Genomic DNA, 25247 nt, shown 5'->3' on the forward strand with positions numbered 1-25247 from the left:
TAAATGGCAAACAATACAAAATATTTAGAAAAATGTTGACGAATAGAACGGAAAATGCTAATATACTAATGTTGTAGACCTCTAGCTACAACCGCACATAAAAGGTGTTAAAGCAAAGCTGCCTTGGTTGGCGAGTCTGAGATCATTTATAAAGAAGGAGGTACATCATGTACGCAATTATTGAAACTGGTGGAAAACAATTAAAAGTTGAAGTTGGAGATACTATTTTTGTAGAAAAATTAGATGTTGCTGAAGGAGAACAAGTTGTATTAGATAAAGTTTTATTCATTGGTGATAAGACTGCTAAAATCGGTAATCCTTATATTAAAGGTGCGACTGTTACAGCTAAAGTTGAAAAACAAGGTAAAGAAAAGAAAGTTGTTATTTTCAAATATAATCCTAAAAAACATTATCATAAGAAACAAGGGCATAGACAACCTTATACAAAATTAGTTATTGAAGATATTAAAAAAACTGCTAGAAAAGCTGCTGCTAAGAAAACTGAAGAAGCTACTGCAGAGTAATGATACAGGTCGTTATCAAAGAAAAAAATCAACAAATCTTAGATATTGAGGTTTCTGGTCATGCCAATAGTGCAGAACATGGAAAAGATTTGGTTTGTGCAGGAGTAAGTACGGCTTGTGTTGGAATTGCAAATGCATTAGTTAAGAATCATTTCCTTAAAGATCAATTAGGAAATCTTGATATTCAAAAAGGTTATGTTCATATTGAGGTTCTGAAAAGTCAAAAAGATATACAAGTGGTACTAGAGACATTTGTGACAATCCTTGAGACAATAGAGGAATCTTATGCAAAATACATGAAAATCACGAAGATGGAGGTATAAACCATGATGTTCAAATTAGATTTACAGTTATTCGCTTCTAAAAAAGGTGTTGGGTCAACTAAGAATGGTCGTGACTCTCACTCAAAAAGATTAGGGGCTAAATTATCTGATGGACAATTCTGTACAGCAGGTTCAATCATTTACAGACAAAGAGGAACGAAAATTCATCCAGGTGTAAATGTTGGTAAAGGTGGAGATGACACATTATTTGCTAAAGTAGATGGTGTTGTTAAATTCGAAAGAGACGGAAGAACAAGAACTAAAGTTTCAGTTTATCCAGCTGCTTAATGGGGAACCCCTTGTAATGGGGTTCTTTTTTTGAATAAATATGAGAGAAGGTGAAGAAATGAAATTTATTGATAAAGTTAAGATTTATGTCGAAGCTGGTAAAGGTGGAGATGGAGTTGTTGCATTTAGACGTGAAGCTCATGTTCCGAAAGGTGGTCCATCTGGTGGAGATGGTGGAAAAGGTGGAAGTATCATTTTTGAAGCAACAACATCCTTGTCAACATTGTTAGATTTTCGTTATCATCGTGAGTATAAAGCACGTAATGGTGGAAATGGTATGGCGAAAAAGATGCATGGTGCTGATGCTAGTGATATGATTTTGAAAGTCCCAGTTGGAACTGTTATTTACGATGAAGATACTGGAAAAATATTGGCTGATTTAACTGAAGACAAACAGCGTGCTGTTATTGCTAAAGGTGGACGTGGTGGACGTGGGAATACCCGTTTTGCGACAAGCCGCAATCCTGCCCCAACAATTTGTGAACGTGGGGAACCAGGAATTAAATATAATTTGACTTGTGAGTTAAAGTTATTGGCTGATGTTGGCTTGGTAGGATTTCCTTCAGTTGGGAAATCAACTTTCCTATCAGTTGTTACACGTGCTAAACCTGAAATTGCTGATTATCATTTTACAACAATTGTTCCTAATTTAGGTGTTGTTCAAGCAAAAGATGGAAGATCATTTGTTATGGCTGATTTACCTGGTTTAATTGAAGGGGCTAGCCAAGGTAAAGGTTTAGGTCATCAGTTTTTAAGACATATTGAAAGATGCCGAGTTATTGTTCATATTATTGATATGGGTGGAACTGAAGGACGTGATCCCTACGAAGATTATCTGGCAATTAATAAAGAGTTAGGTGATTATAAATATCGTTTGTTGGAAAGACCTCAAGTGATTATTGCTAATAAGATGGATGAGGTTGGTGCTGAAGAGAATTTGAAAATCTTTAAAGAAAAATTAGGAGATGATATTCCAGTTTTTCCAGTTATTGCTTTGATTCAAGAAGGCGTAGATATGCCACTTTATGCTATTGCAGATTTATTAGATAAAACGCCATCATTTGCTACAGAAGAAGAGGAAGTTGAAAATAGTGTTCTGTATAAATATGAGAGTGATGATGAAATTGGTTTCGAAATTTTCAATGAAGGAAATGGTGTTTGGGAAGTTTCTGGTGAAAAAGTCGAAAGAATTGTTCAAATGGCTGCATTAAATAGCGATGATGGGATCAAACGTTTTGCTCAGAAAATGCGTAATATTGGTTTGGATGATGCTTTGCGTGTTGCTGGTGTTCAACAAGGTGATACCATTCGAATTCTTGATTTTGAATTTGATTTTTACGAATAATAAGAGGGTGAAGCTATTATGTTAGGAACACTTATTAATACAATGACTGTTATAGGAGGCAGTTTCATTAGGTTAGTTGTGAATAAAGGTATTCCAGAGCGAATTTCACAACAAATGATGAGGGCGTTGGGTTTGTGTACTCTTTTTATTGGTGTACAAGGCGCTTTCAAGGGTGAAAATACATTGATTATGATTATATCAATGGTTATTGGTGTTGTGATAGGGGAAAGCATTGATATTGATAGACGTATTACAGAATTTGTAAATCGTTTAGAAAAGAAATATATGAAGAAAAAAGAAGGACAAAAACATTCAATAGCTGAGGGATTAATTACATCGAGTTTATTGTTTTGTGTAGGTTCAATGACAATTGTAGGTTGTTTAAATGCTGGATTAATGAATGATAATACAATGTTATATACAAAATCAACGTTAGATTTTTGTTCATCAATGATTTTTGCTTCAACACTTGGGATTGGTGTTATGTTATCAGCTGCAGTTGTTCTTGTTTATCAAGGAGGATTAACTTTGTTAGCTTCACTTGCCGCACCACTTTTGACAACAAGTGTTATTAACGAAATGACTTGTGTTGGGTCATTGGTTATTATTGCAACAGGCTTGAATTTATTAGGGATTACAAAAATAAAATTGATGAATTATATTCCAGCAATGTTTTTACCTATTTTATTATGTTTGTTTATATAAAAAATGAGAAAATGTTTCTCATTTTTTTGTATCCGCTAATTTCTGTGTTATAATAGATGCAAATGTTAAGAAATAGGAGTCTTGTATGTATAGTTATATTAAAGGTATTATTGTTGATATGGCAAGAGATCATATCGTTGTTGATAATCAAGGAATTGGTTATTTAATATATGTTTCTAATCCATATCAATTTACAAAAGGTAAAGAAACATTGGTGTATGTATATCAGCAAGTGAAAGAAGATGGTATTTTACTATTTGGCTTTTTGTCTAAAGAAGAGAAGGATTTATTCTTGAAATTAATTATGGTTAAAGGTATCGGGTGTAAAACGGCTATTGGTATTTTGGCCACTGGAGATGTGAATGCAATTATCCAGGCGATTGAATCTAAGAATATTGTTTATCTCAAGAAAATTCCTGGCATAGGACCGAAAGCAGCACAACAGATTATTTTAGATTTACAAGGAAAGTTTAATGGTGTTATTAGTGAAATGATATTGACATCTGTAGAGTTTGATGAAGCTATTGAAGTTTTGATAGCATTAGGATATAAGCGTCAAGAAGTTGATAAAGTTATGAATACTTTGTCACAAGAACACTTAGATACAAATGGTTATGTTAAGAAAGCTTTAAATTTGCTTGTTAAAGGATAGGGGGGGATAATTATGGATTATGAACGTGATGTCTTAGATGTGAAATCACATAATGAAGATGAAGAAAATCAACTTCGTCCTCAGTCGTTTGATGAATATGTTGGACAAAGTCATTTGAAGAGCAATCTGAAAGTTTTTGTTGGTGCTGCAAAACTAAGAGATGAAACTCTAGACCATGTTTTGTTATATGGACCACCTGGACTTGGAAAGACAACAATGTCAATGATTATCGCAAATGAGATGGGTACTCATTTAAAAACAACAACAGGGCCAAGTATAGAGAAAACTGGTGATTTGGTAGCTATATTGACTTCATTAGAGCCAGGTGATGTTTTGTTTATAGATGAAATTCATCGTTTGAACAAGGTTGTTGAAGAAATATTATATCCAGCAATGGAAGATTTTTGTGTGGATGTTGTTATTGGTAAAGAAGCTTCAACAAGGTCTATACGTATTGATTTACCACCTTTTACACTTGTTGGGGCTACGACAAGAGCAGGAGATTTATCTGCGCCATTAAGGGACCGATTTGGGATTGTTTCAAAATTGGAGTATTATAATGAAGATGAATTAACTCAGATTATTAATCGTACAAGTCGTGTTTATCATATGGATATGGATTTAGAAGCTCAAAGTGAACTGGCAAAACGTTCAAGAGGAACTCCAAGAATTGCAAATCGTTTATTTAGACGAGTACGTGATTTTGCACAGTACAATGGTGATGATATCATCACTAAAGCCCGAACAGTGGAAGCGTTGCAAAGATTAAAAGTTGATGAATTAGGGCTGGATGATGTTGACCATAAATATATTTTAGGAATTATTCATCGTTTTAGAGGAGGACCAGTTGGATTGGAATCTGTGGCTGCAAGTATTGGTGAGGAACCTATGACACTTGAGGATGTCTATGAACCATATTTATTACAAACTGGTCTCATTAAAAGAACACCAAGAGGAAGAGTTGTTACAGAATTAGCTTATCAGCATTTTCATATTTCAAGAGATTCAGAGACTTAGGTCTCTTTTTTTATACAAGAAATTTATTGTTGATATAACTATGAAGGATAATCTTAGGATATTATTTGATAATGAGAAAAGTCGTGAAGGAAAACAGGAAAGTGATGTGACAGGGGGGGCGATAGACATATATAAGAGTATTTAATGAAGAAGGAGTATTTCTTATATAAAGAATTTAGCAAGATAGATTATGGATGAAAACAGAACTCAACAGAGGAAAAAGACAAGGCAGAAAAGAAGAGGAGAAATGTTGAAGATTGTTCAGAAATTGATAAAAATGAAATATAGTGTTAATCCTATTCATAGGATATTACATTGTACATATACTCAACTTGAATTAGCGATTTATCTTGTTATGAATGATTTAAATTATGAAGAGTTCAAAACAAGGGTCATATAGTTGGTGGAATAATCTAGAGAATAACATTGTAGAATAATCAATGTCATTCTTTTTTTACATACTGATGTATGACATTTTAAAGGAGGATAGGATGAAGAAGAAATATCAAATATGTGGTTTTATTATTTTGTTTTTATGTTCAGTTGCTTATGATTTTCAAAAGCCGGAAAAGATTATAGAAACTCAAGAAAGTCATTCCTATGTTATTTTGGAAGGAGAATTTTTAAAAGAAGGAAAATATGAATATGATGGTGAAAAAACGATTCGAGATATTGTTGATGAGGTAGGTGTGACACAACAAGCTAATTTATCAGCTTTGTCATTAAATTTATCAGTTGTAGATGAATCACGACTCTATTTGCCAAGTATCCAAAAAGAATCTATCTCACTTAATCATGCGACACAAGAACAATTGATGACACTAAGTGGAATTGGTGAAAAAACTGCACAGAAAATTATTGATTATCGAAAGGAACAACCTTTTTATACAATTGAAGATATTATGAAAGTTAAAGGAATTGGTGAGAAAACTTATTTGAGATTGAGAGATCTATTATGCTTATAAGATATCATATCTTTTATTATGCTGTCAGTTGTCTGTTGGTGGTAATTGGTGTTTATTATCATGAGTTGTCATTCTTATTTTTATTTGGTTTTATGTTTTATTTATATAAAAGATTTGGGATTCGATATGTTATTGTGGCAATTCTACTATCAATTATTGTTGTTATTCCTAGAGATGGTATTCAAGAACTACCTCATAGTATAACTGGACAAGTTATCAAAACGAGTGACAAATACTGTTACGTAAGATTTCATGAGGGGGTCATGAAACTCTATCATGAAGAAGATATTCGCTATGGTGATACAGTTCAATTTACTTTTAAGATATTAGATATGAGTGAAAATACTAATGATAATGCCTTTAATGAAAAACTTTATTTATATAGTCAAAAAATATTTTATAAAGGAAAGCTAAAACAACTTTCTGTTAAGAATTCAACATATTCTTTGTACCAATGGATTGAAGATCATTTATCGTCTGAAAAAGATGTGTCTAATTATCAAAGATTATTTTTATTGGGAGAAAGAACGGAAGATATTCAAAATGAATATCAACAGCTTTCTCAACTGTCATTAATTCATTTGTTTGCCTTATCAGGAATGCATGTTCATATTTTATATATGATGTTAAAAAAGGGTTTAGGAATATGTGTTCATCAAAAGTATGCCAAATGGCTAGCCTATGTTTTTATAGGAATTTATGTTTTTTCAATTCCTATAAATATTTCTTTGTATCGTGCTTTTTTTGTTATGGTTCTATATGAAATTATGAAAAAATGGTTGAATCAATTGGATGTTCTTTCTTTGCTTGTAATTGTTTCCTTGCTTTATAATCCATATATCATTTATAATATTTCATTTATATTTTCATATTTTATTTACTTTATTGTTTTAGTAACTAAACACATAAAGTCTTCTGCATTGATGATTTATTTGTCTGGTTTACCAATTATCCTAACTCTAAATTATCAGATTCCTCTTGTTGCTTTTGTTGTGGGAAATATCTTAACGCCTTTTATAGAGGCATTTTATTGTTTTTGTTGTTTATCAATTATAATACCAGTCTTCTTGTTACCACTTTCACTATGTATTCAATGGTTACAAAGTATTATGATATTTGTAGAGCGTATAAATCAATTTATTGTTTTTTCAAAACCATCATTTTCTTTCATCATCATGTATTATATTCTCTATTTTATGATTCTGTATAGAATAGAGCAGCACAAATCTATACAAATAAATATTTCTATTATGATTGCTTTGCTAGTGACTTTTTCATTTTATAGTCAATATAAATTATATGCAGAAGTGACTATGATTGATGTAGGACAGGGTGATTGCACTTTGATTCGTTTGCCTATGAATCAAGGGAATATTCTCATTGATACAGGCGGGAATAAAGATTACGATTTAGCAACTCAGACAATTATTCCTTATTTGAAGTCTATCGGAATTCAGAAACTTGACTATGTTTATATATCACATAGTGATTTCGATCATTGTGGAGCTTTAGAGTCACTGATAGAACATTTTCATGTTGACCAGGTAATTGATCGATATGAAGAAGAAAGAATAATCGGATGTATGAAAGTCAAGATGTTCAAGAGCAATAAAATTTATTTTGATAATAATGATCAATCATTGATTATGCTTGTTGAGTTGTTTGAAAATCGTATTCTATTCACAGGAGATGCTTCATCACAGGTTGAAGAAGATTTAAGGAAACAATATCGAAATTTAAATGTGGATATTTTAAAAATATCTCATCATGGAAGCAAAACAGCAACTTCTGCCTCTTTATTACAAATGATACAACCTGACATTGCTATGATTGGAGTTAGGAAAAATAATATGTATCATCATCCATCATCAGAAGTTATAGAAAGATTAAAACGTAAACAAATAACAATTTTAAGAACTGATGAAGATGGAATGTTTCATATACGATTTTATGGAAAATCACGTTACATTTTGAAGTGATTCATGTATAATGATAAAGGTGAGGTGGTTAAATGAATTGTGTTATTTATGGTGAAGAAAAGATGCTAATGGAACAAAAATTAGCTGCTTTAAAAAAACAATATCGTATTCATGAGGAAGATATGAATGTGATAACATATTGGTGTCATGAGACATCTATTTCAGAAATGATTGAAGATGCTTTAACCCCACCTTTTCTAACTGAATACAAAATGATTATTATGAAAAATCCATTGTTTTTAACAACTCAAAAGCAAAAGGATGTTAATGAGGAAGATATTCAAATGTTAATGGATTATTTATCTAAAGAGAATCCAACAACCATCTTTGTTATTTATCATGATCAAAAGAACTTTGATGAAAGAAAAAAGATTGTTAAGAAGTTAAGAAAAGATTTACGATTTATTGAGGTTGGAAAACTTGATCACCATCAGCTTTTTAAAACAACTCATCAGGCAATTAAAAAACGTGGATGTGAAATAGATGATGATGCTTTAGAACTTCTGTTATCGAGAATGCCAAATGATTTATTGGAGATTTCTCAAGAGGTTAATAAGTTGTGTTTATATTCTCAACATATTACAAGAGAAACTATTGATATTATGGTTGCAAAGCAAGTAGAAGAGAATGTTTTTGAATTAACCAAAGCTATTTTAAATAAAGAAACAGGGAAAAGTATTCAAATATATAAAGATTTAATGATGAACAATGAAGAACCTATTAAATTGATTGTTTTGATAGCTAATTCTTTACGTTTATTATATCAAGTGAAGTTATTAGACCGAAAAGGGTATAATGATCAAGAAATAGCAAAAATGTTATCGTTAAATCCATATCGATTAAAATATGTGCGTCAAGATGGAAAAGATTATGATATTCAAGAATTATTGCAGAAATTAGATGAACTTTCACAACTTGATGTGAATATAAAGACAGGTAAAATTGATAGATTTAGAGGATTAGAACTTTTTCTCATTAGAATTGGAGGACAATAAATGGAATCATTAAGAGAATTATATAAAATAGGAGTAGGACCTTCATCGTCACATACAATGGGGCCACAACGTGCTGCAAAACGTATTTTAGAATTGTTCCCTGATGCCTTGCGTTTTCATGTTGATTTACATGGTTCGTTAGCATTAACAGGTAAAGGGCATTTAACAGACTATATTATTGAAAAGACATTTTCACCTATTCCTGTTACCTTTTCATTTAAGAGTGATGCTTTGTCGTATCATCCTAATGGAATGATTGTTCATATTTTTGATCAAAAGGATCAAGAAATAAAAGCAATTGAAGTTTATTCAATTGGTGGTGGTTCAATACTTTTTAAAGGTGATATGGAAGAAAAGCCTAAAGAAGTATACAAACAAAAAAACATGGATCAAATCTTAAAATATGTAGAAGAACAAGGCATTTCGTTGTATGATTATGTGTTAGAAAATGAAGATGATTCTTTTGTAGAATTTCTTTATAAAATATTAGATGCAATGTTTCAAAGTGTTGAAAGTGGCTTAAAAAAAGAAGGAACGATTCAAGGAAAACTGAAACTCAAAAGAGTTGCAAAATCAATGTTTCAACAAGCTCAAAATACACGCCGTGAGGCTGACCGTGAGAGATTGTTTATTTCAAGTTATGCCTATGCTGTTGCAGAAGAAAATGCTGATGGTGGACAAATTGTGACGGCTCCAACATGTGGTGCAAGTGGAATTATGCCAGCTATCTTATATTATTGTTATAAGCAATTACATATAGAAAAGAAAGACCTTATTAAAGCATTAGCAGTTGGAGGAATTTTTGGGAATGTTGTGAAAACCAATGCTACAATTTCTGGAGCTGATGGTGGATGTCAGGCAGAGGTTGGTTCAGCTTGTGCAATGGCAGCTGCAACGATGGCGTGGATTTATGAATTAAACAATTCATTAATCGAATATGCAGCAGAAATGGGATTGGAACACAATTTAGGTTTAACATGCGATCCTGTTGGTGGCTATGTTCAAATTCCATGTATTGAAAGAAATGGCTATGGGTCACTTCGAGCTCTAGATGCGGCTATGTTGGCTAAACAATTGGGATATCTACGTAAAAATAAAGTCTCTTTTGATGCAATTGTTCGTGTTATGAAAGAAACTGGAAAAGATTTATCAAGTGCGTATAAAGAGACATCATTAGGTGGATTGGCGAAGGAATTTGGCTTATAATGAAATCATTATATGTTCATATTCCATTTTGTGATCACATCTGTGCATATTGCGATTTTTGTAAGGTTTTTTATAAAACTGAGTGGGTAGAAAAATATCTTGATGCTTTGGTTTACGAAATTCAGCATAAACAAATAAGTGGTAATTATGATACGGTTTATATAGGTGGTGGTACACCTAGTTCGTTAAATTTATTACAACTTCAAAAGTTATTTGATATTTTGTCACCTTTTACCAAATGCGTGAAAGAATTCACTATTGAAGTGAATCCTGAATCTATGGATCAAGAAAAAATAGATTTGTTTGTAAACAATTCTATTAATAGATTAAGTGTTGGTGTTCAAACTTTTCAAGATAAATTATTGGGAGCTATCAACAGAGTTCATACATCTTTAGAAACCATTGAGGTTATTCAACAAGCGCAAGCGAAAGGGATAACAGATATTAATGTTGATTTGATGTATGGTCTACCAAATCAAACTTTAAAAGATGTTTATAAAGATATTGATATAGTTAATTCTTTAGATGCTTCTCATGTTTCTATTTACTCATTAATTTTAGAGGAGCATACTCTTTTAAAAAATCAAAACTATCAACCTTTAGATGATGAAGAGGATGCGAAATGGTATCAGGAAATTAATCGTTATCTTGAAACTAAGGGAATGATTCATTATGAAGTCAGTAACTACTATAAATATAAACCATCATTACATAATCTTGTTTATTGGCATTATGAAGATTATGATGGAATAGGATTATCTGCCCATTCTTTGATTCAGCATCACCGTTTAGAAAATACAAAAAGTCTTACTCAATATCTTAATCATCAGTATCTGAGTGAAGATATCATACTTGAACCAGCAGATGAATTGTTTGAAAAAATAATGATGGGATTAAGATTAATTGAAGGACTTGAAATTAATGAAGTAAATCAGATGTTTGATATTGATTTTCTGATAAAGTATCAAGAACCTATTCAAAAATATCTTAAGTTAAAGATGCTTGAAATTAAAGATGGATATATCAAAACTACATCTTTAGGAATGAATTATTTAAATAGCATTTTAATTGATTTTTTATAATGTTGTTGTTATTTCGACAAGATTCCTAAATTATGGAAACTATGATATAATATTCACATAGGGGTGTTGAAGATGGGCATAATTAAAGTGGCAATTTGTGATGATGATCAATACATGTGTGAAAAAGTGCATGATTTTTTAAAATTGTTTTTTTCTAGACAGCATATTACAGTCCTTTATTATTTCTTTGCTGATGGCATGTATTTATTGGAGTCAGATGAGATTTTTGATATTGTCATTTTAGATATTGAAATGAAAATTATGAATGGAATAGCAGTTAAAGATAAAATATGTATGGAAAGACTAAATTCCAAGATTATTTTTTTGACAAGTCATAGAGATATGGCAATAGAGTCTGTAGGTAGAAATGTATATGGCTTTGTTCCAAAAGATGAGATGAATAGATTAGAAAAGCATTTAAATACAATTATGCATGAATATAAATCACATCAGTTAATCAATATTACTGGAGAAAGTATAGATATTTTTAATGTCGCTTATATTCATTCGTCTGGAGGATATTGCTATTTTTATGATAGACAAGGAAATGAGAAGGTTTTTAGAATTTTGTTAAATAAAGTGGAGAAAATCTTATCTCCATATAAACAATTTTCAAGGATTCATCAATCGTATATTGTTAATTTTGATCATGTTCAGAAATGTTCATATGGAAGTGTTGAATTAAAAAGGAAAAATGGTCTTTTGTATTTATCTGTTTCAAGAAAGTATACTAATGAAGTCTCTCAAAAGTATATTCATTATAGGAAAGATAGGTGTAGAAATGGCTAATTTATCTTGGAGTATCATGCAATTAATTGATTGTTGTTTATATCTTTTTTTAGGTTATTCATTATTTGGAGAAAAGATTAAAGGAAATAAAAAAAATATATATGAGTTTTCTTTTGATTGCAATTTGTATATTTACATTAGAACATTATACGCATATAACATTGGCATTTATTTTACCAATTCTTCTCTTATTTATGATGTCACAAACATATATAATACATAGAAGTGTTATAGTTTTATCAGTGGTATGTATAATTATGATTATTCAACAATATTTGGCTTTATCTTTATTTCCCTATGAAATCATGAATAACAATAGACAAATTGATTTATATAGTATATGTTGTGCATTTGTTGTCATTGGTGTCTCTTTCTTTATAAAATATGTACGAGAGCATTTAAAATTTGTTATCCATTTGTCTGATATTCCTTCCTATATTTATATGAATATAATCTTAGGAATATGTGCTGGGATTTTGCCTTTAACGCTTGTCAATTATTTGGAGAATGAAATACCTATACGGTTAAGAATATCAATATTATGTGTCTCTTACTTTTCAATTATATGTAGTTTAATAAGTGTCTTTGTTTTTGTGAAAAATTATAAGGAAAAAGATGGATTGAAGAAACAAAATCAATTAAAAAATGAACTTTTAAATATGCAAGAACGTTATTTTATTGATACAGTAAAGAATTATGAACACTTAAGAAAGTTCAAACATGATATACAAGGGCACTTTAGAGTTATATCACAATTGGAAAGTCAAAAGTCATATAATGAATTACATTCTTACATTCAAAAATTAAAAATGACTATGCAAAAGGAACAAGTTTTCCAATGTTCACACAGTCATATTTCAGCTATTGTGAATTCATATATTGAAGATATGAAATCTGAGAATATAGAATTAAAAGTGATATATAGTGTTACGGGGTTTATAAAAATTGATGTCATAGACTTGGATTCTGTTGTTTATAATCTTTTGAGTAATGCATTTGAAGCAGAAAAGAAAGTTGGGAAAGATGAAAAAATTATTACTTTAAATTTTATGGGAAGTCAAGAGGACTTGCTTATAGAAATTGTTAATGATGTTAATGATGATGAGTGTATTAACTTTATAAGAAAAAATAAGACGTCAAAGAAAGATAAATTTAATCATGGTATTGGTATTAAAAATATAAAAGATATTGCTAATAAATATAATGGCGACATTGATATACAGATAGAAAATGGGAGACTATCTATTGAAGTTTTTTTTAATAATGTTATTGATATTGGTAAGGAAGATGAATAAAAACATCTTTCTTTTTTTATGCATAGACTGTTGAATATGACAAAATAACGTCAGATATGACAAATCAATCGTTAGAAAAGAGATTTCTTTGTATGTTGAATACAAGGAGGCGATTGATATGTGTAGATACTTTTGGAGTTGGCTATTTAAATTTTGGGGATGTTAAAAAGGAAGGAAGTTAAATATATGTTTAAGAAATATCCATGTACAATGCAGCATGATGCATCAGATTGTGCGGCAGCTGCTATTTCAACTGTATTACTTGTATATAAACAGGAAATGTCTTTAATGAAAATTAGAGAAGTTATTGGAACTGATCTTTATGGTACAAGTGTAAAAGGTATTGTTGATGGTTTAGAAAAACTCAAATTTCAAGTCAAGGCAGTTCGTGCAGAGATGAAAGATATAACAGATGATATGACATATCCGGCTATTGCACAAATTCATACAACAGAGGGGTTGAATCACTTTGTAGTCATTCAAAAAGTTCGTCATGGTATCTTTTATGTTTCTGATCCAGCGAAAGGAAATATAAAATTGAAACGAGAGGAAATACAGAAACTCTATACTGGCGTTTTAATCATGATGATACCTACATCTGAATTTGAAAAGATGAAGTACAAGGATAAAGGGATGTTTGATTTGTTTTGTGCATTAATATTACCACAAAAAAGATTGCTCTTAACGATTATACTGGCAAGCTTTGTTTTAAGTATTATAGGAATTCTCTCAAGTACTTTTTCTAAGGTGTTAATGGATGAAATTATTCCTTATCAATTAAAGAATAAACTTTACATATTTTTGTTAGCATATGGATTGGTTGTTTTATCACAAAACTTATTATCAGCATTTAAGCAACAGATTGTCTTGTTTCTTTCAAGAAAGGTTGATATTCCATTGTTAATGGGATATTACAACCACATTATTCATTTACCTTATGAGTTTTTTGCATCGAGAAGAGTAGGAGATATCATCACCAGATTTCAAGATGCATTAACAATTAAAGATATTTTTACAACAGTATCTGTTTCATTAATATTGGATATTGTTTTGTCACTCATAACAGGAGTTATTTTGTTTCATTTAAATTCAAGTTTATTTTTGATATTGATTGTGATGATTGTTGTTAATGTTATTCTTATTTATGTATTTAAGAAACCTTATAAGAAATTGAATTATGAACAAATGGAATCTAATGCCATATTGAATAGTCATCTGATCGAATCTATGCAAAACATAGAGACGGTTAAATCACAAAATGATGAAATGCAGCAGATTCATAAATTAGAAAATCGTTTTGTATCATTGCTGAAGTTGGGTTATAAAGAAGGGACATTACAGAATGTTCAGGGAGTTATTTCGAGTTTCATTAATTCACTAGGTGGATTGGTATTTATGGCTATTGGTGCAATGTTTATCATAGATGGAAAAATGAGTATTGGGGACTTATTGGTATTCCAGACATTGAGTCAATATTTTACAGAGCCTATACAAAGCTTAGTATCTTTGCAGTTAACGTTTCAGGAAGCGAATATTGCAATGACAAGACTGAATGAATTAATGTCATTAGATAGAGAAGATGAACATCGGGAAGAACTGATTGATGATATTGATTTGTTAGGTGATATCTGTTTTGAAAATGTACAGTTTTCTTATGGTTCAAGACCACCTGTCATTAAGAATTTTAATCTCACTATTCCTAGTGGAAAACGAGTTGCACTTGTTGGAGAAAGTGGTGCAGGGAAGAGTACGATAGCTAAACTTCTGTTAAAGTTTATGGATGTTAAAGAGGGGAAAGTGACAATAAGCGGTTGTAATGTTCATGATATAGATGAAGCATACTTAAGAAGGAATATAGCTTATATTCCACAGAATATAGAACTTTTTACTGGAACAATCATAGATAATTTAAAAATAGGAAATCCAGAAGCAAAGTATGAGGAAATTATGACAGCCTGTCAGCTGGCAGGAGCAAGTTCCTTCATTGAAAAATTACCTAATCGTTATGGGGCGTTCATAGAAGAAGGGGGAAGCAATTTATCTGGTGGTGAGAAGCAAAGATTAGCTATTGCAAGAGCTATTCTTTCCAAGTCACAAGTCTTTATCTTTGATGAAGCAACCAGTCATCTTGACTCTTTTAGTGAAAGAAAGATACATGATTTACTGTTTAAAAAGATTAAAAATACAACAACACTTATTATTGCACATCGTTTGTCAACGATAGTCAATTGTGATCTGATCTGTTTTGTTGAAAATGGCAGAATCATTGAGCAAGGAACTCATGATGAACTAATCGCAATGAATGGTCAGTATGCAAAGATGATTTCTTTACAAAATATGACAATGCTAAAAGTCAATAAAACAGTAATAAATGAGGAGGAAATCAATTATGGCTAAGTTAGAAGTCTTAGAAAATAAAAAGTTGGTTTTAAAGAATGTTCTGAAAAAAGAACTGAGAGGAATTTCATTTGAAGATATAGATCAGCAAATCAATAAGTTTGCCAATCGGTTAGATATCTTAAAGGTCCAAACTTTTGGCCCGTTAGTTATTAAATTCTGTGGAACAAACATTTCAGAAGAAGGGGATATTACAACTGATTACGATTTGTTGATTCAAGCTCATGATTATAGACAATATAAAAATCAATTTGATATTGTTGAAAAAGTAGATTGTCCTCATTGTGTTTATATTCATTATGAAGGGAATCCTTTAGAAATCAATTTTGTGAATTCAAAACTTGATCTTTATTTCTATGAAAATGATTTAGAAAGTACTGGTGAAAGTTATACTGTCTGTATTCATGATAGTGAGGAATATGTCATTACAGACTTCTTTAGACCGGTGATGCAGTTATGAAACTTTATCAAAAATCAGAACTGAAAGATTCACGTATTTTCTTTGATAAGAAACCACCCATGTTTCTAACAATGTTTATTCTCTTTATTCTTTTTATGATTATATTTGCGATTTGGATGAGTTCATGGATGAGCAAGTCTTATATTGTCGAAGCAAATGGAACAATTACGACAACTGATAACATCTATATAAGTGCTTTGTCCGATGGTGTTCTCACTTCACTCAATTCTCAGGAAGGAACTTTTGTAAAAAAGGGTGATATCTTATTTGAAATATCAAGTGGGAGTGAAGGGGTACAATACAGTGCTCTACAAAAACAAATATCAAATACAAAGGATAAGATATCAGCTATTAATAAATATATCAATTCATTAAATATTCATCAGAATAAGATGTCTAATTCAGGAATAGAACAGGAATATTATGAGAAAGTCAGATATTATATATCCTCTCTTGAGGATGAGAATCAGACAAAAGAAAATAATCAAAAATCAATAAAACAAAAAGAAGAAAAGAAAACAAAGAAAGAACAAGAAATTCAATCTCTAAAAGATCAAATTTATAAACTGAAAGATACAGAGGAAGATAAAGCCAAAAAGGAAGAACTCAATTCTTCTCTAGAAACAAAACAATCTGAACTAGAGTCTCTAATAGAAGAAATCAATCAGTTAACTCAGACAAGTTCTTCACAAGCAGAACAAACAAAGATTCAGTTGATTAGTGAAGCAGGGAATACTCGTACAGCATTACAGTCTACCTTAGTTGAGCTAGAAGGACAGTTAAAAGCATATCAGTCACAGGATGCTCTTACAACAGTGAAAGCATCACAGGATGGTTATGTTCATTATCTTTCAACAATCAAGGAAGGTGTGACCATTCAAAAAGGACAAACAGTTGCTGAAATTAGTACCAATAAAGATGATCAGATGATTGTAGAAGCCTATATACAGGCAACTGATATCTCTAAGGTACAACTTAACAATGATGTGAAGGTTGCGATTAATGGAGTCAATATACAAAAATATGGAACACTAAATGGAAAACTTGTTTCGATAGATTCAGGAACATTAACACAAGAAACAGAACAAGGAAATATTGTGTTATATAAGTGTCTTGTGTCTTTGGACAATAAACAGCTTCATTCGACAGATGGATCTCAGATAGATGTTATAAAATCAATGCCAGTTGTAGCGAGAATTGTCTATGAGAAAGAAACTTATTTAGATTGGCTATTAGAATTATTGAGTTTTAAGAATTAATATGGTATAAAGTAGAGTATATACATAACTCTATTTTATATAAATTTTGGTAAAGAAAAGGAGGAGAATGTTATGGAATTAACAATGAATTTACCAAGAAACTATGTAGAAATTGAAGAAGAGGAGATGATGTATTTAGATGGTGGAAGCATGACAATGCTCTATAAGAATATCAAGGGATTATGGGGTAGAAGTCAAGGGTTTAGAATGTCTTGTAAGGCAGTAGGGATAACTTTAGGAACTATTGGAACAATTGCTAAGATGTCTTATATTAAAGCAGTCTGCAAATTCGGATATGTTGTAACAAGAACTGCTTTGACTATTGGCGGTTTTTGGCTAGCTGGAATAGCGCTTGCAGGAACTGCAGCATTTATGATATATCTGTATAATAAAAGAACTTTTTATTAACAAGGGAAGTATTACATTGTCCTAAATGGCAGCTGCTTATTTGCTGCTATTTAGATATTGTTTATAAAAAAAATTATATAGAAAGATATTTGGTGAAACAATAATGAAAACTTATATTTATTATTTAGGTATGCTTATACTAACAACACTTATTTCATTTTTATTGTATATTTATATAATTAGTATAGAAATATTTGTTGATCATGCTATTTTTTATTTTTGTTTTTATATTATGGTATTGATGACTTCTGGGCTATGTCTCCATTATTTAAAAACTATTTTTTTTATTTTATTATGCAAAATAAAAAAAATAAAATATTCAGTTATATGTTTATATCCGATTGTTTTGGTTGATGGAAAATTAATCGTTCTATTTGGACCATCAAATTATGTTTTCTATAAAAATTTGTGTGATCTAAGTGATGTTAACTTAAATAATTTTAATGAGAAATATTCTTTAATGAAGAAAATATATAAACAAGAAAATATATATATTTTTTTATTGGCTTTCACTTTATTTGCGATTGGAATATACTGGCAGTTATATTTGTTTCTATTTTTATTGTTTTCATATATTTTATATAAAGTTACAATTAATTTTCTTAATAGTTTTAAAGACACTCATAGTAAATATTTTTTTAATGAACTTCTTTTCACTAGTGTTGTCAATTTAGAATTAATCAGTTGGCATATTAGTTATCTAGAAAAGAATATTGATGATGTTATTAATAAACCAAATGAAATGTTGAACTGCTTAAAATTAATGATTGTTTTGAATAAAAATTATTTAAGTGAATATTTATTTAAATTAGATAATATAATAGAACTCATTATTTTGAAATATGGTCAATCAATAGAAATAGAATGTTTAGATTTGATATTTGATTATATAGACTTAAGAATTTGTTTGAATAGAGAAAGCAATAAAATAAAAATATTGTCAATGTTGAATTTGTTTTGTGAAGAAGATAATTGGAATTTTCAAATTATTGATTTATATAATACGAGAATTAATGAATTGAAAAATTATATAAATGGTACATCCAGTATACAAATAAGAAGGAAAATTTATAGGAATATTTTTCGATAAAATAAATAAAAATGAAAGGAAGATGCTGATGAAAAACCAGAAGTTTGTTAATAAGAAGTTAGTTATTAATTTGTTGATAATTACAGATGTTTTATCAATATTAGGTATTATTGCTATTCTTTTAAATTCTGAGTTATGTAATGGAGCTATTTGGTTGGGATCCATAATATTTTTTGTTTGTTATTCGATAGGAGTTACTTTCTATCTGGGTGTTTGTGATTCTAAAATAAGGAAATGGATTGTATATATTATTGATTTAATCAGTTGGCTATAAATGCTTTTAGAATATTTAGTTAGATTTATCAAAAAATATAACTCAATTTAATGAATCTATGTTATTAAAAGATTTTAGAATTTGCTGTCTCAAAACCACTTAAATTTAGACCAAGAATAACATCAGATATGTTTATCAGATTGATTCTTCTGTTTATGATACTGATAAGGAATATAATATTGATAAATATATCTGCATAAGTAAATGACTAATAATAGTCTAATGATTCTTAACGAGCGTTTTATGGGATTCTATCTTGTATCTATAATGAATGAGGCTTTTCAACTTAATTTTTGTGATACTCTTACGATTGGGACTATTCATCAATTTCGTTTGGATTTTAAAAATTACAATATTGCAAGGCAATGTACTATAACAATGTACTATAACAATGTACTATAACATTGCTTTCTGATTTATATTAAATTACGTAGAAATTGAAGAAGGTGGAATACTGTATTTAGATGTTGTCTTTTTAAATCATGTGAATATTGTTGTCTTTGCAATTTATGATTTGTATGGGGGCTAATCTATTAAAAATATTTTGAGTAGTACAATAAAAAATATGATAAAAAAATATACATGTAGATGGCTTGGAGCACAGGAACTTAGTGATTTCTGTGGAATGATAATGGGAGTATAAAACGGTCTTCTATCAGTTCTGTGATAATTAAAATATGGGAGAAACACGATACATGATTATAGGATAATTGTTATGGAGTATGGAAATTATAAGTAAAAGAATGGAGTCTAATAAATTGGAAAAACTTAAAATAGCTATTATATGTATTTTATTTGTTTTGTTAATAGTTACTGGATTCCTGGCGTTACCATCTTTTTTTTGATAGTATGCCTCTTGTACTTCAAGTTGGAATGATCTGTTTTGATATTGTTGTATCAGGAACTATGTACTATATAATTAAATATAAATTATAAATGATTTTGAATATTTTTACTTGATTTCTATCGGAATTATTATCATATATAATTTATTTATTAAATGTTGTTCTTATGAGAGGGGAAAATGAAATTTAGTGATTGGTTTACATATATATTAGCATTGCTACTTTTAGGTTCAAGATAAGTGATTCCTTTTCAAGATGATACTATTTGATTTATAATATTATTTCTATTGTTGTTGCTATTGGGATTTTTATTTATGGTAAAAAATGAATCTGATTGATTTTTAAAACATTGACAATAAACGAAAAAATTGTTATTTACTTCTTTGCGCTTGGGAACAGTTATTGGCATAGTCTTAATTATTGTATTTATTAATATTTGATCACTTTAAATCTTCATAAAATAGTAAGTCAATAAAGATATCAAGATAATTGCTCTTTGTACTGTTGATTTTACAAATAGGGATTATAAATGTATAGTGAATAAGAGGTGAGAGTGAAGGTGATGATGAGTTATTTTGGTGGTGCAATGACTATAGCATGTTTTTGCTTATTTATACTTTTATTAAAGTTTTTAATTTTAAGGTCATTAAGGTCTATTTATGGATAGTTGAAATGACTATTCTATGGTCAACAGTCATGCGTTTTTTAGAAAATGAAGTCTTAAATCTAGGTACATTGCTTGTTTTTCTATTTGTTCAAGGGATGCTTATTTATTTTATCAAGATTGATTATCGAAAAGATGTTTGTCGAAAGGATATCTATTTAAAAATATTATAAAGTCATTTTGTTCCACTGATTGTAATGGGGATACCAAAGGTGAAGGAAGAAGTTGATGAATTTATAAAGACATTAGATGACCTATTGAGAAACTCTGATCAAATGAAAAAAAAGAGCTTTTTACTTTTTTGTATATGATGCAGGATATATATATAATCAGGCTTTATTTCTAAGAAAGTCTGATATGTATCTTTTTATTGAAGATAAAGAGTTTTTAGAGTTAGATGTTGAAGAAAATGGGAAAGGTGGTAGTGCTACATTAGCAAGGAATTTAAAGGGATTATGGAATAGAAGTAGTGCCATTAGAAAAATCGCATCATATCAATGTGGTATCACAGCTGGTTTTATGAAATCTTTAGCTACTATTGCTTATTGGAAAGGTGTTGCATTATTTGGACCTGCAATCGCTAACGCTGCGTTATATATTGGTGGTGTAGCGTTTATGTGTGCAGCAGTATTAGGAGTTGGAGTGGCTGTATTATATTTAGATAAACATAGAGTATTTTATTAATATATGGGGGATTTATCCCTCATATATTAATAATTATAAGGAGGATACTTTTTTATGAGAACATTCAAATATTTTAAACTTATATTAGCTTGTTTAGATTTGTTTTCTGCATGATTGTTATATATTATATATATTCCTGTTTTGTTGTTTATATGTGTTAGTTGCTAGTTTTTATCTATGTGTATTTAGTAAAAAATAAGAACTATTATAGGAAAAACTCAACTATACGATTGGTTCGAAATGATCCGTTCGATGATTGTTAATGTTCTCATTGTGTGGTTTAGGTTTAGCAGGATTTTGTTTTTAGAACTGAAAAGGATGCTACAAGATATTTTTACTTATTTTATGAAACAACAAAAAGAACTAAGGAAAACGTATTTAAGAAACATCCTGTTGATATTCATATATGTATTGATCTCTTTTGTTTATATAAAGGGGAGTGCAGAGTTGATAACTGAATTGAATTCAGTTATTTTTGTTTTTTAGCACAAAAGTGTTGACAGTGCTAAAAACATGAGTATAATAAAATTAGCACAAAGATAAAAGGAGTGCTAAAAGGAGGTTGTGATATGCTGAGTGCACGACAATTGCTTATATTCAAGTGTATTGTTGAAGAGTTTGTTGAAACAGCTGAACCAGTTGGTTCAAAAACACTTATGACAAAGTATATGCTTCCTTATTCAAGTGCGACAATTCGTAATGAAATGTCATTTCTTGAAGAAAATGGATATTTAGAAAAAACACATACGTCATCAGGACGTGTGCCCTCAACACAAGGGTATCGCTTTTATGTCAATACATTAATGCAGCCTAATGTTGATGACGATGTCAAAAATCAAGTTGCTATGATTCTTGGTGACCGGCATCGCTCTTTAAATGAGATTATTCAGGAAAGTTGTCAAATTTTAAGTGAACTTACTCATTTGACTACAGTAGCTTTAGGTCCTAATTCTGATTATGAACGATTGCAAAATATTACACTTGTTCCTTTGACAGAGCATAGTGTGACAGCAATTATTGTAACAGACAAAGGGCATGTTGAAAATCGTATTTTTAAAGTTAAGAATAATGCTTATTTAGAAGATTTAACAAGTTGTGTGAATGTTATGAATGATTTGTTGGATGGAACACCAATTAATCAAGTGGCTTATCGCTTGGAAAGAGATGTGCGGCCAATATTGAGTGCTCGAATTAAAGAACATGAAGTTTTATTCAATGCGTTTTTAGAATCATTTATGAAATTCGCCAATAGTAATGTTTATTTCTCGGGTAAAGAAAATATGTTGTATCAACCTGAATATAATGATGTGAATAAACTTAGACAGCTGGTCTCTGCTTTTGAGAATTCACAGTCATGGAAAAGTTTAGAACCTATTGCTATTGAAGAGGGTGTAAGTGTAAGGATTGGAAGTGAATCACCCATTGAAGATTTAAGTGATGTCTCTGTCATCAGTGCATCGTTTAAAACAGGCAATGAATCCAAAGGATCAATATCGGTTATAGGGCCAACACGTATGCCTTATGAAAAAGTTGTTTCTTTGGTTGAGTATATTTCTAAAAGTTTAGAAACAGTTTTGCTAAGCAATGATGAAGATGATGAATAGAGGTGAAAGTATGGCAAAGGAAAAGAAAGAAAAAAAAGTTGATGAAGAAGTAAAGCAAGAAGAAACAGAAGTTGTTGAAGAAACAGCAACTGATTCACTTGAGGATAAAGTTGCAAAGCTTGAAGAAGAAGTGAATACATGGAAGACGGATTATTATAAAGTTTTTGCAGATATGGAAAACTCAAAGAGAAGGTTAGAAAAAGAACATCAAAACTCTATGAAATTTATGATGCAAGATTTTATTGAAGAATTACTTCCTGTAGTTGACAATTTTGAACGTTCTTTGAATGTTCAGGAACCGAGTGAAGAAATTCAAACATTCTTAAAAGGGTATCAAATGATTTTTGATCAGTTAATGGCTATTCTTGAAAAGAATGGTGTTGAAGCGATTGAAGCTCAAGGTAAGGAATTTGATCCAAATTTCCATCAGGCTGTGATGACAACCAACGATGAAAATTTTGATTCAAATATCGTTGTGGAAGAACTTCAAAAAGGTTATAAATTGAAAGATCGCGTTATTCGTGCATCTTTAGTTAAAGTTAATGAATAGTTATAAGGAGGATTTATATTATGGGAAACAAAATTATTGGTATTGATTTAGGTACTACAAACTCATGCGTAAGTGTGATGGAAAATGGAGAAGCAAAAGTTATTGCAAATCCTGAAGGATTAAGAACAACTGCATCAGTTGTTGCATTCAAAAATGGAGAAATCGTTGTTGGTGAAGCTGCAAAACGTCAAGCTGTTACTAATAAAGATACAGTTATGTCTGTAAAAAGACATATGGGTACAAATTATAAAGAAAATGTAAATGGTAAAGAATATACACCTCAAGAAATCTCTGCAATGATTTTACAAAACTTAAAAGCAACTGCAGAAGCATATTTGGGTGAAACAGTTACAAAAGCAGTTATTACTGTACCAGCATATTTCAATGATGCACAAAGACAAGCTACAAAAGATGCTGGTAAAATTGCGGGACTAGATGTTGAACGTATCATTAACGAACCTACTGCTGCTGCTTTAGCATTTGGTGTTGATAAATTAGATACTGAACAAAAAGTATTGGTATATGACTTAGGAGGAGGAACATTTGACGTTTCAATCCTTGATTTGGCAGATGGTATGTTTGAAGTATTAGCGACAGCTGGAGATAACCGTTTAGGTGGAGATGACTTTGATGAAAAAGTTATGAACTGGATTGTTGCTGAATTTAAAAAGGATCAAGGTGTTGATTTGAGTGCTGATAAAATGGCAATGCAACGTGTTAAAGAAGCTGCTGAAAAAGCGAAAAAAGATTTATCAGGAGTTATGCAAACACAAATTTCATTACCATTTATCTCTGCTGGTGCAGCAGGTCCATTGCATTTAGAATTAACATTAACAAGAGCTAAATTTGATGAATTAACTAAAGATTTGGTTGTTCGTACTGAAGGACCAGTGAAACAAGCATTAAGTGATGCTGGTATTTCTCCAAGTGAAATTGATCAAGTTTTATTGGTAGGTGGATCTACTCGTATTATTGCTGTACAAGAATCAGTGAAAAGATTACTTGGAAAAGAACCTAACAAATCAGTGAATCCTGATGAAGTTGTATCTATGGGTGCAGCTATTCAAGGTGGAGTTATTACTGGTGATGTTAAAGATATCGTTTTATTAGATGTTACACCATTATCATTAGGTATTGAAACTATGGGTGGAGTTATGACTGTATTAATTGAAAGAAATACAACAATTCCAACAACAAAATCACAAATTTTCTCTACTGCTGCAGATAATCAGCCAGCTGTTGATATCAATGTATTACAAGGTGAAAGATCTATGGCTAAAGATAATAAACAATTAGGTTTATTTAAATTAGATGGTATTGAACCAGCTCCAAGAGGTGTTCCACAAATTGAGGTTACATTCAGTATTGATGTTAATGGTATTGTTAATGTTAAAGCGAAAGATATGAAATCACAAAAAGAACAATCTATTACAATTCAAAATTCAACTGGATTAAGTGATGAAGAAATTGATAGAATGGTAAAAGAGGCTGAAGCTAATAAGGCTGAAGATGAACAAAAACGTAAAGATATTGAAACAAGAAATAAAGCAGAACAAATGATTAATGAAATTGATAAAGCATTAGCTGAACAAGGTGATAAGATTGATGAAAATCAAAAAACACAAGCAACTGCTTTAAGAGATGAATTAAAGAAAGCTTTAGATGATAATGATATGGCTACACTTGAAACTAAGATGACTGAATTAGAACAAGTTGCACAACAAATGGCAGCATATCAATATCAACAAGGTCAAGGAGCTAATCCGACAGGTGATACACAAACAGCATCAAATAATGATGATGTTGTCGATGCAGACTTTACAGAAAAAAATTAGGATAGTATAAAG

The 25247-nt window shown here is 30.3% G+C and carries 26 protein-coding genes and 1 other annotated feature; all 26 genes read left to right on the plus strand.

Annotated elements, in window-relative coordinates:
• Positions 1–79: 79 nt before the first annotated feature.
• Positions 80–148 (plus strand) — a sequence feature (ribosomal protein L21 leader region).
• 19 nt (positions 149–167) lie between these two features.
• Positions 168–524: a 50S ribosomal protein L21 gene (gene rplU / locus GQF29_RS15300; protein ID WP_008789955.1), complete on the plus strand. Its 357-nt coding sequence runs from the start codon at positions 168–170 to the stop codon at positions 522–524.
• Entirely contained in the window at positions 524–847 is a 324-nt protein-coding gene (locus GQF29_RS15305) for a ribosomal-processing cysteine protease Prp (RefSeq protein ID WP_008789954.1), read from the plus strand. The genes rplU and GQF29_RS15305 overlap by 1 nt, the downstream gene beginning before the upstream one ends.
• Before the next feature lie 3 nt (positions 848–850).
• Positions 851–1135 carry a 50S ribosomal protein L27 gene (gene rpmA / locus GQF29_RS15310; RefSeq protein ID WP_008789953.1) on the plus strand — a complete coding sequence of 95 codons (285 nt, stop codon included), beginning with the start codon at positions 851–853 and terminating at the stop codon, positions 1133–1135.
• A gap of 58 nt (positions 1136–1193) precedes the next feature.
• Positions 1194–2480, plus strand: coding sequence for a GTPase ObgE (gene obgE / locus GQF29_RS15315; protein WP_008789952.1), 1287 nt, complete (start codon positions 1194–1196; stop codon positions 2478–2480).
• Between the two features lie 18 nt (positions 2481–2498).
• Positions 2499–3185, plus strand: a complete 687-nt coding sequence (locus GQF29_RS15320; protein WP_008789951.1) for a DUF554 domain-containing protein — start codon at positions 2499–2501, stop codon at positions 3183–3185.
• A gap of 85 nt (positions 3186–3270) precedes the next feature.
• Positions 3271–3837, plus strand: coding sequence for a Holliday junction branch migration protein RuvA (gene ruvA / locus GQF29_RS15325; protein ID WP_008789950.1), 567 nt, complete (start codon positions 3271–3273; stop codon positions 3835–3837).
• 12 nt (positions 3838–3849) lie between these two features.
• Positions 3850–4854: a Holliday junction branch migration DNA helicase RuvB gene (gene ruvB / locus GQF29_RS15330; RefSeq protein ID WP_008789949.1), complete on the plus strand. Its 1005-nt coding sequence runs from the start codon at positions 3850–3852 to the stop codon at positions 4852–4854.
• Positions 4855–5044: 190 nt separating this feature from the next.
• Positions 5045–5254 carry a hypothetical protein gene (locus GQF29_RS15335; protein ID WP_017143782.1) on the plus strand — a complete coding sequence of 70 codons (210 nt, stop codon included), beginning with the start codon at positions 5045–5047 and terminating at the stop codon, positions 5252–5254.
• 91 nt (positions 5255–5345) lie between these two features.
• Positions 5346–5819 carry a ComEA family DNA-binding protein gene (locus GQF29_RS15340; protein WP_017143781.1) on the plus strand — a complete coding sequence of 158 codons (474 nt, stop codon included), beginning with the start codon at positions 5346–5348 and terminating at the stop codon, positions 5817–5819.
• A complete protein-coding gene (locus GQF29_RS15345) occupies positions 5810–7798 on the plus strand; it encodes a DNA internalization-related competence protein ComEC/Rec2 (protein WP_008789947.1) in 1989 nt (662 codons plus the stop codon). The genes GQF29_RS15340 and GQF29_RS15345 overlap by 10 nt, the downstream gene beginning before the upstream one ends.
• A 32-nt stretch (positions 7799–7830) precedes the next feature.
• Entirely contained in the window at positions 7831–8793 is a 963-nt protein-coding gene (gene holA / locus GQF29_RS15350; protein ID WP_008789946.1) for a DNA polymerase III subunit delta, read from the plus strand.
• Positions 8794–9999, plus strand: a complete 1206-nt coding sequence (locus GQF29_RS15355) for an L-serine ammonia-lyase, iron-sulfur-dependent, subunit alpha (protein ID WP_008789945.1) — start codon at positions 8794–8796, stop codon at positions 9997–9999.
• Positions 9999–11081, plus strand: a complete 1083-nt coding sequence (gene hemW / locus GQF29_RS15360) for a radical SAM family heme chaperone HemW (RefSeq protein WP_008789944.1) — start codon at positions 9999–10001, stop codon at positions 11079–11081. The genes GQF29_RS15355 and hemW overlap by 1 nt, the downstream gene beginning before the upstream one ends.
• 72 nt (positions 11082–11153) lie before the next feature.
• Positions 11154–11870: a LytR/AlgR family response regulator transcription factor gene (locus GQF29_RS15365; RefSeq protein WP_008789943.1), complete on the plus strand. Its 717-nt coding sequence runs from the start codon at positions 11154–11156 to the stop codon at positions 11868–11870.
• A 101-nt stretch (positions 11871–11971) separates the two neighbouring features.
• Positions 11972–13165 carry a sensor histidine kinase gene (locus GQF29_RS15370; protein ID WP_017143780.1) on the plus strand — a complete coding sequence of 398 codons (1194 nt, stop codon included), beginning with the start codon at positions 11972–11974 and terminating at the stop codon, positions 13163–13165.
• A 186-nt stretch (positions 13166–13351) separates the two neighbouring features.
• The gene (locus GQF29_RS15375; RefSeq protein ID WP_008789941.1) at positions 13352–15562 is read left to right on the plus strand and encodes a peptidase domain-containing ABC transporter; all 2211 of its coding nucleotides are present in this window, start codon (positions 13352–13354) and stop codon (positions 15560–15562) included.
• The gene (locus GQF29_RS15380; RefSeq protein ID WP_008789940.1) at positions 15555–16022 is read left to right on the plus strand and encodes a hypothetical protein; all 468 of its coding nucleotides are present in this window, start codon (positions 15555–15557) and stop codon (positions 16020–16022) included. The genes GQF29_RS15375 and GQF29_RS15380 overlap by 8 nt, the downstream gene beginning before the upstream one ends.
• Positions 16019–17281 carry an HlyD family secretion protein gene (locus GQF29_RS15385; RefSeq protein ID WP_008789939.1) on the plus strand — a complete coding sequence of 421 codons (1263 nt, stop codon included), beginning with the start codon at positions 16019–16021 and terminating at the stop codon, positions 17279–17281. Before GQF29_RS15380 ends, GQF29_RS15385 begins: the two co-directional genes overlap by 4 nt.
• Before the next feature lie 72 nt (positions 17282–17353).
• Positions 17354–17689 (plus strand): hypothetical protein, encoded by a 336-nt coding sequence (locus GQF29_RS15390; protein WP_008789938.1) that lies wholly within the window; start codon positions 17354–17356, stop codon positions 17687–17689.
• A 103-nt stretch (positions 17690–17792) separates the two neighbouring features.
• Positions 17793–18779: a hypothetical protein gene (locus GQF29_RS15395; RefSeq protein WP_008789937.1), complete on the plus strand. Its 987-nt coding sequence runs from the start codon at positions 17793–17795 to the stop codon at positions 18777–18779.
• Positions 18780–18807: 28 nt separating this feature from the next.
• Positions 18808–19053, plus strand: a complete 246-nt coding sequence (locus GQF29_RS15400; RefSeq protein WP_017143778.1) for a hypothetical protein — start codon at positions 18808–18810, stop codon at positions 19051–19053.
• Between the two features lie 1517 nt (positions 19054–20570).
• Positions 20571–20735, plus strand: a complete 165-nt coding sequence (locus GQF29_RS15405; protein WP_008789935.1) for a hypothetical protein — start codon at positions 20571–20573, stop codon at positions 20733–20735.
• A 184-nt stretch (positions 20736–20919) separates the two neighbouring features.
• Complete coding sequence (locus GQF29_RS15410; RefSeq protein WP_008789934.1) at positions 20920–21246, plus strand: hypothetical protein; 327 nt, start codon at positions 20920–20922, stop codon at positions 21244–21246.
• A gap of 569 nt (positions 21247–21815) precedes the next feature.
• The gene (gene hrcA, locus GQF29_RS15415; RefSeq protein WP_008789933.1) at positions 21816–22850 is read left to right on the plus strand and encodes a heat-inducible transcriptional repressor HrcA; all 1035 of its coding nucleotides are present in this window, start codon (positions 21816–21818) and stop codon (positions 22848–22850) included.
• Positions 22851–22860: 10 nt separating this feature from the next.
• On the plus strand, positions 22861–23400 hold the full coding sequence (gene grpE, locus GQF29_RS15420) for a nucleotide exchange factor GrpE (protein ID WP_236916450.1): 540 nt from the start codon (positions 22861–22863) through the stop codon (positions 23398–23400).
• Positions 23401–23420: 20 nt separating this feature from the next.
• Positions 23421–25235 carry a molecular chaperone DnaK gene (gene dnaK / locus GQF29_RS15425; protein WP_008789931.1) on the plus strand — a complete coding sequence of 605 codons (1815 nt, stop codon included), beginning with the start codon at positions 23421–23423 and terminating at the stop codon, positions 25233–25235.
• Positions 25236–25247 lie beyond the last annotated feature (12 nt).

This window comes from Coprobacillus cateniformis, assembly GCF_009767585.1.
GTDB classification, from domain to species: Bacteria; Bacillota_I; Bacilli_A; order Erysipelotrichales; family Coprobacillaceae; genus Coprobacillus; species Coprobacillus cateniformis.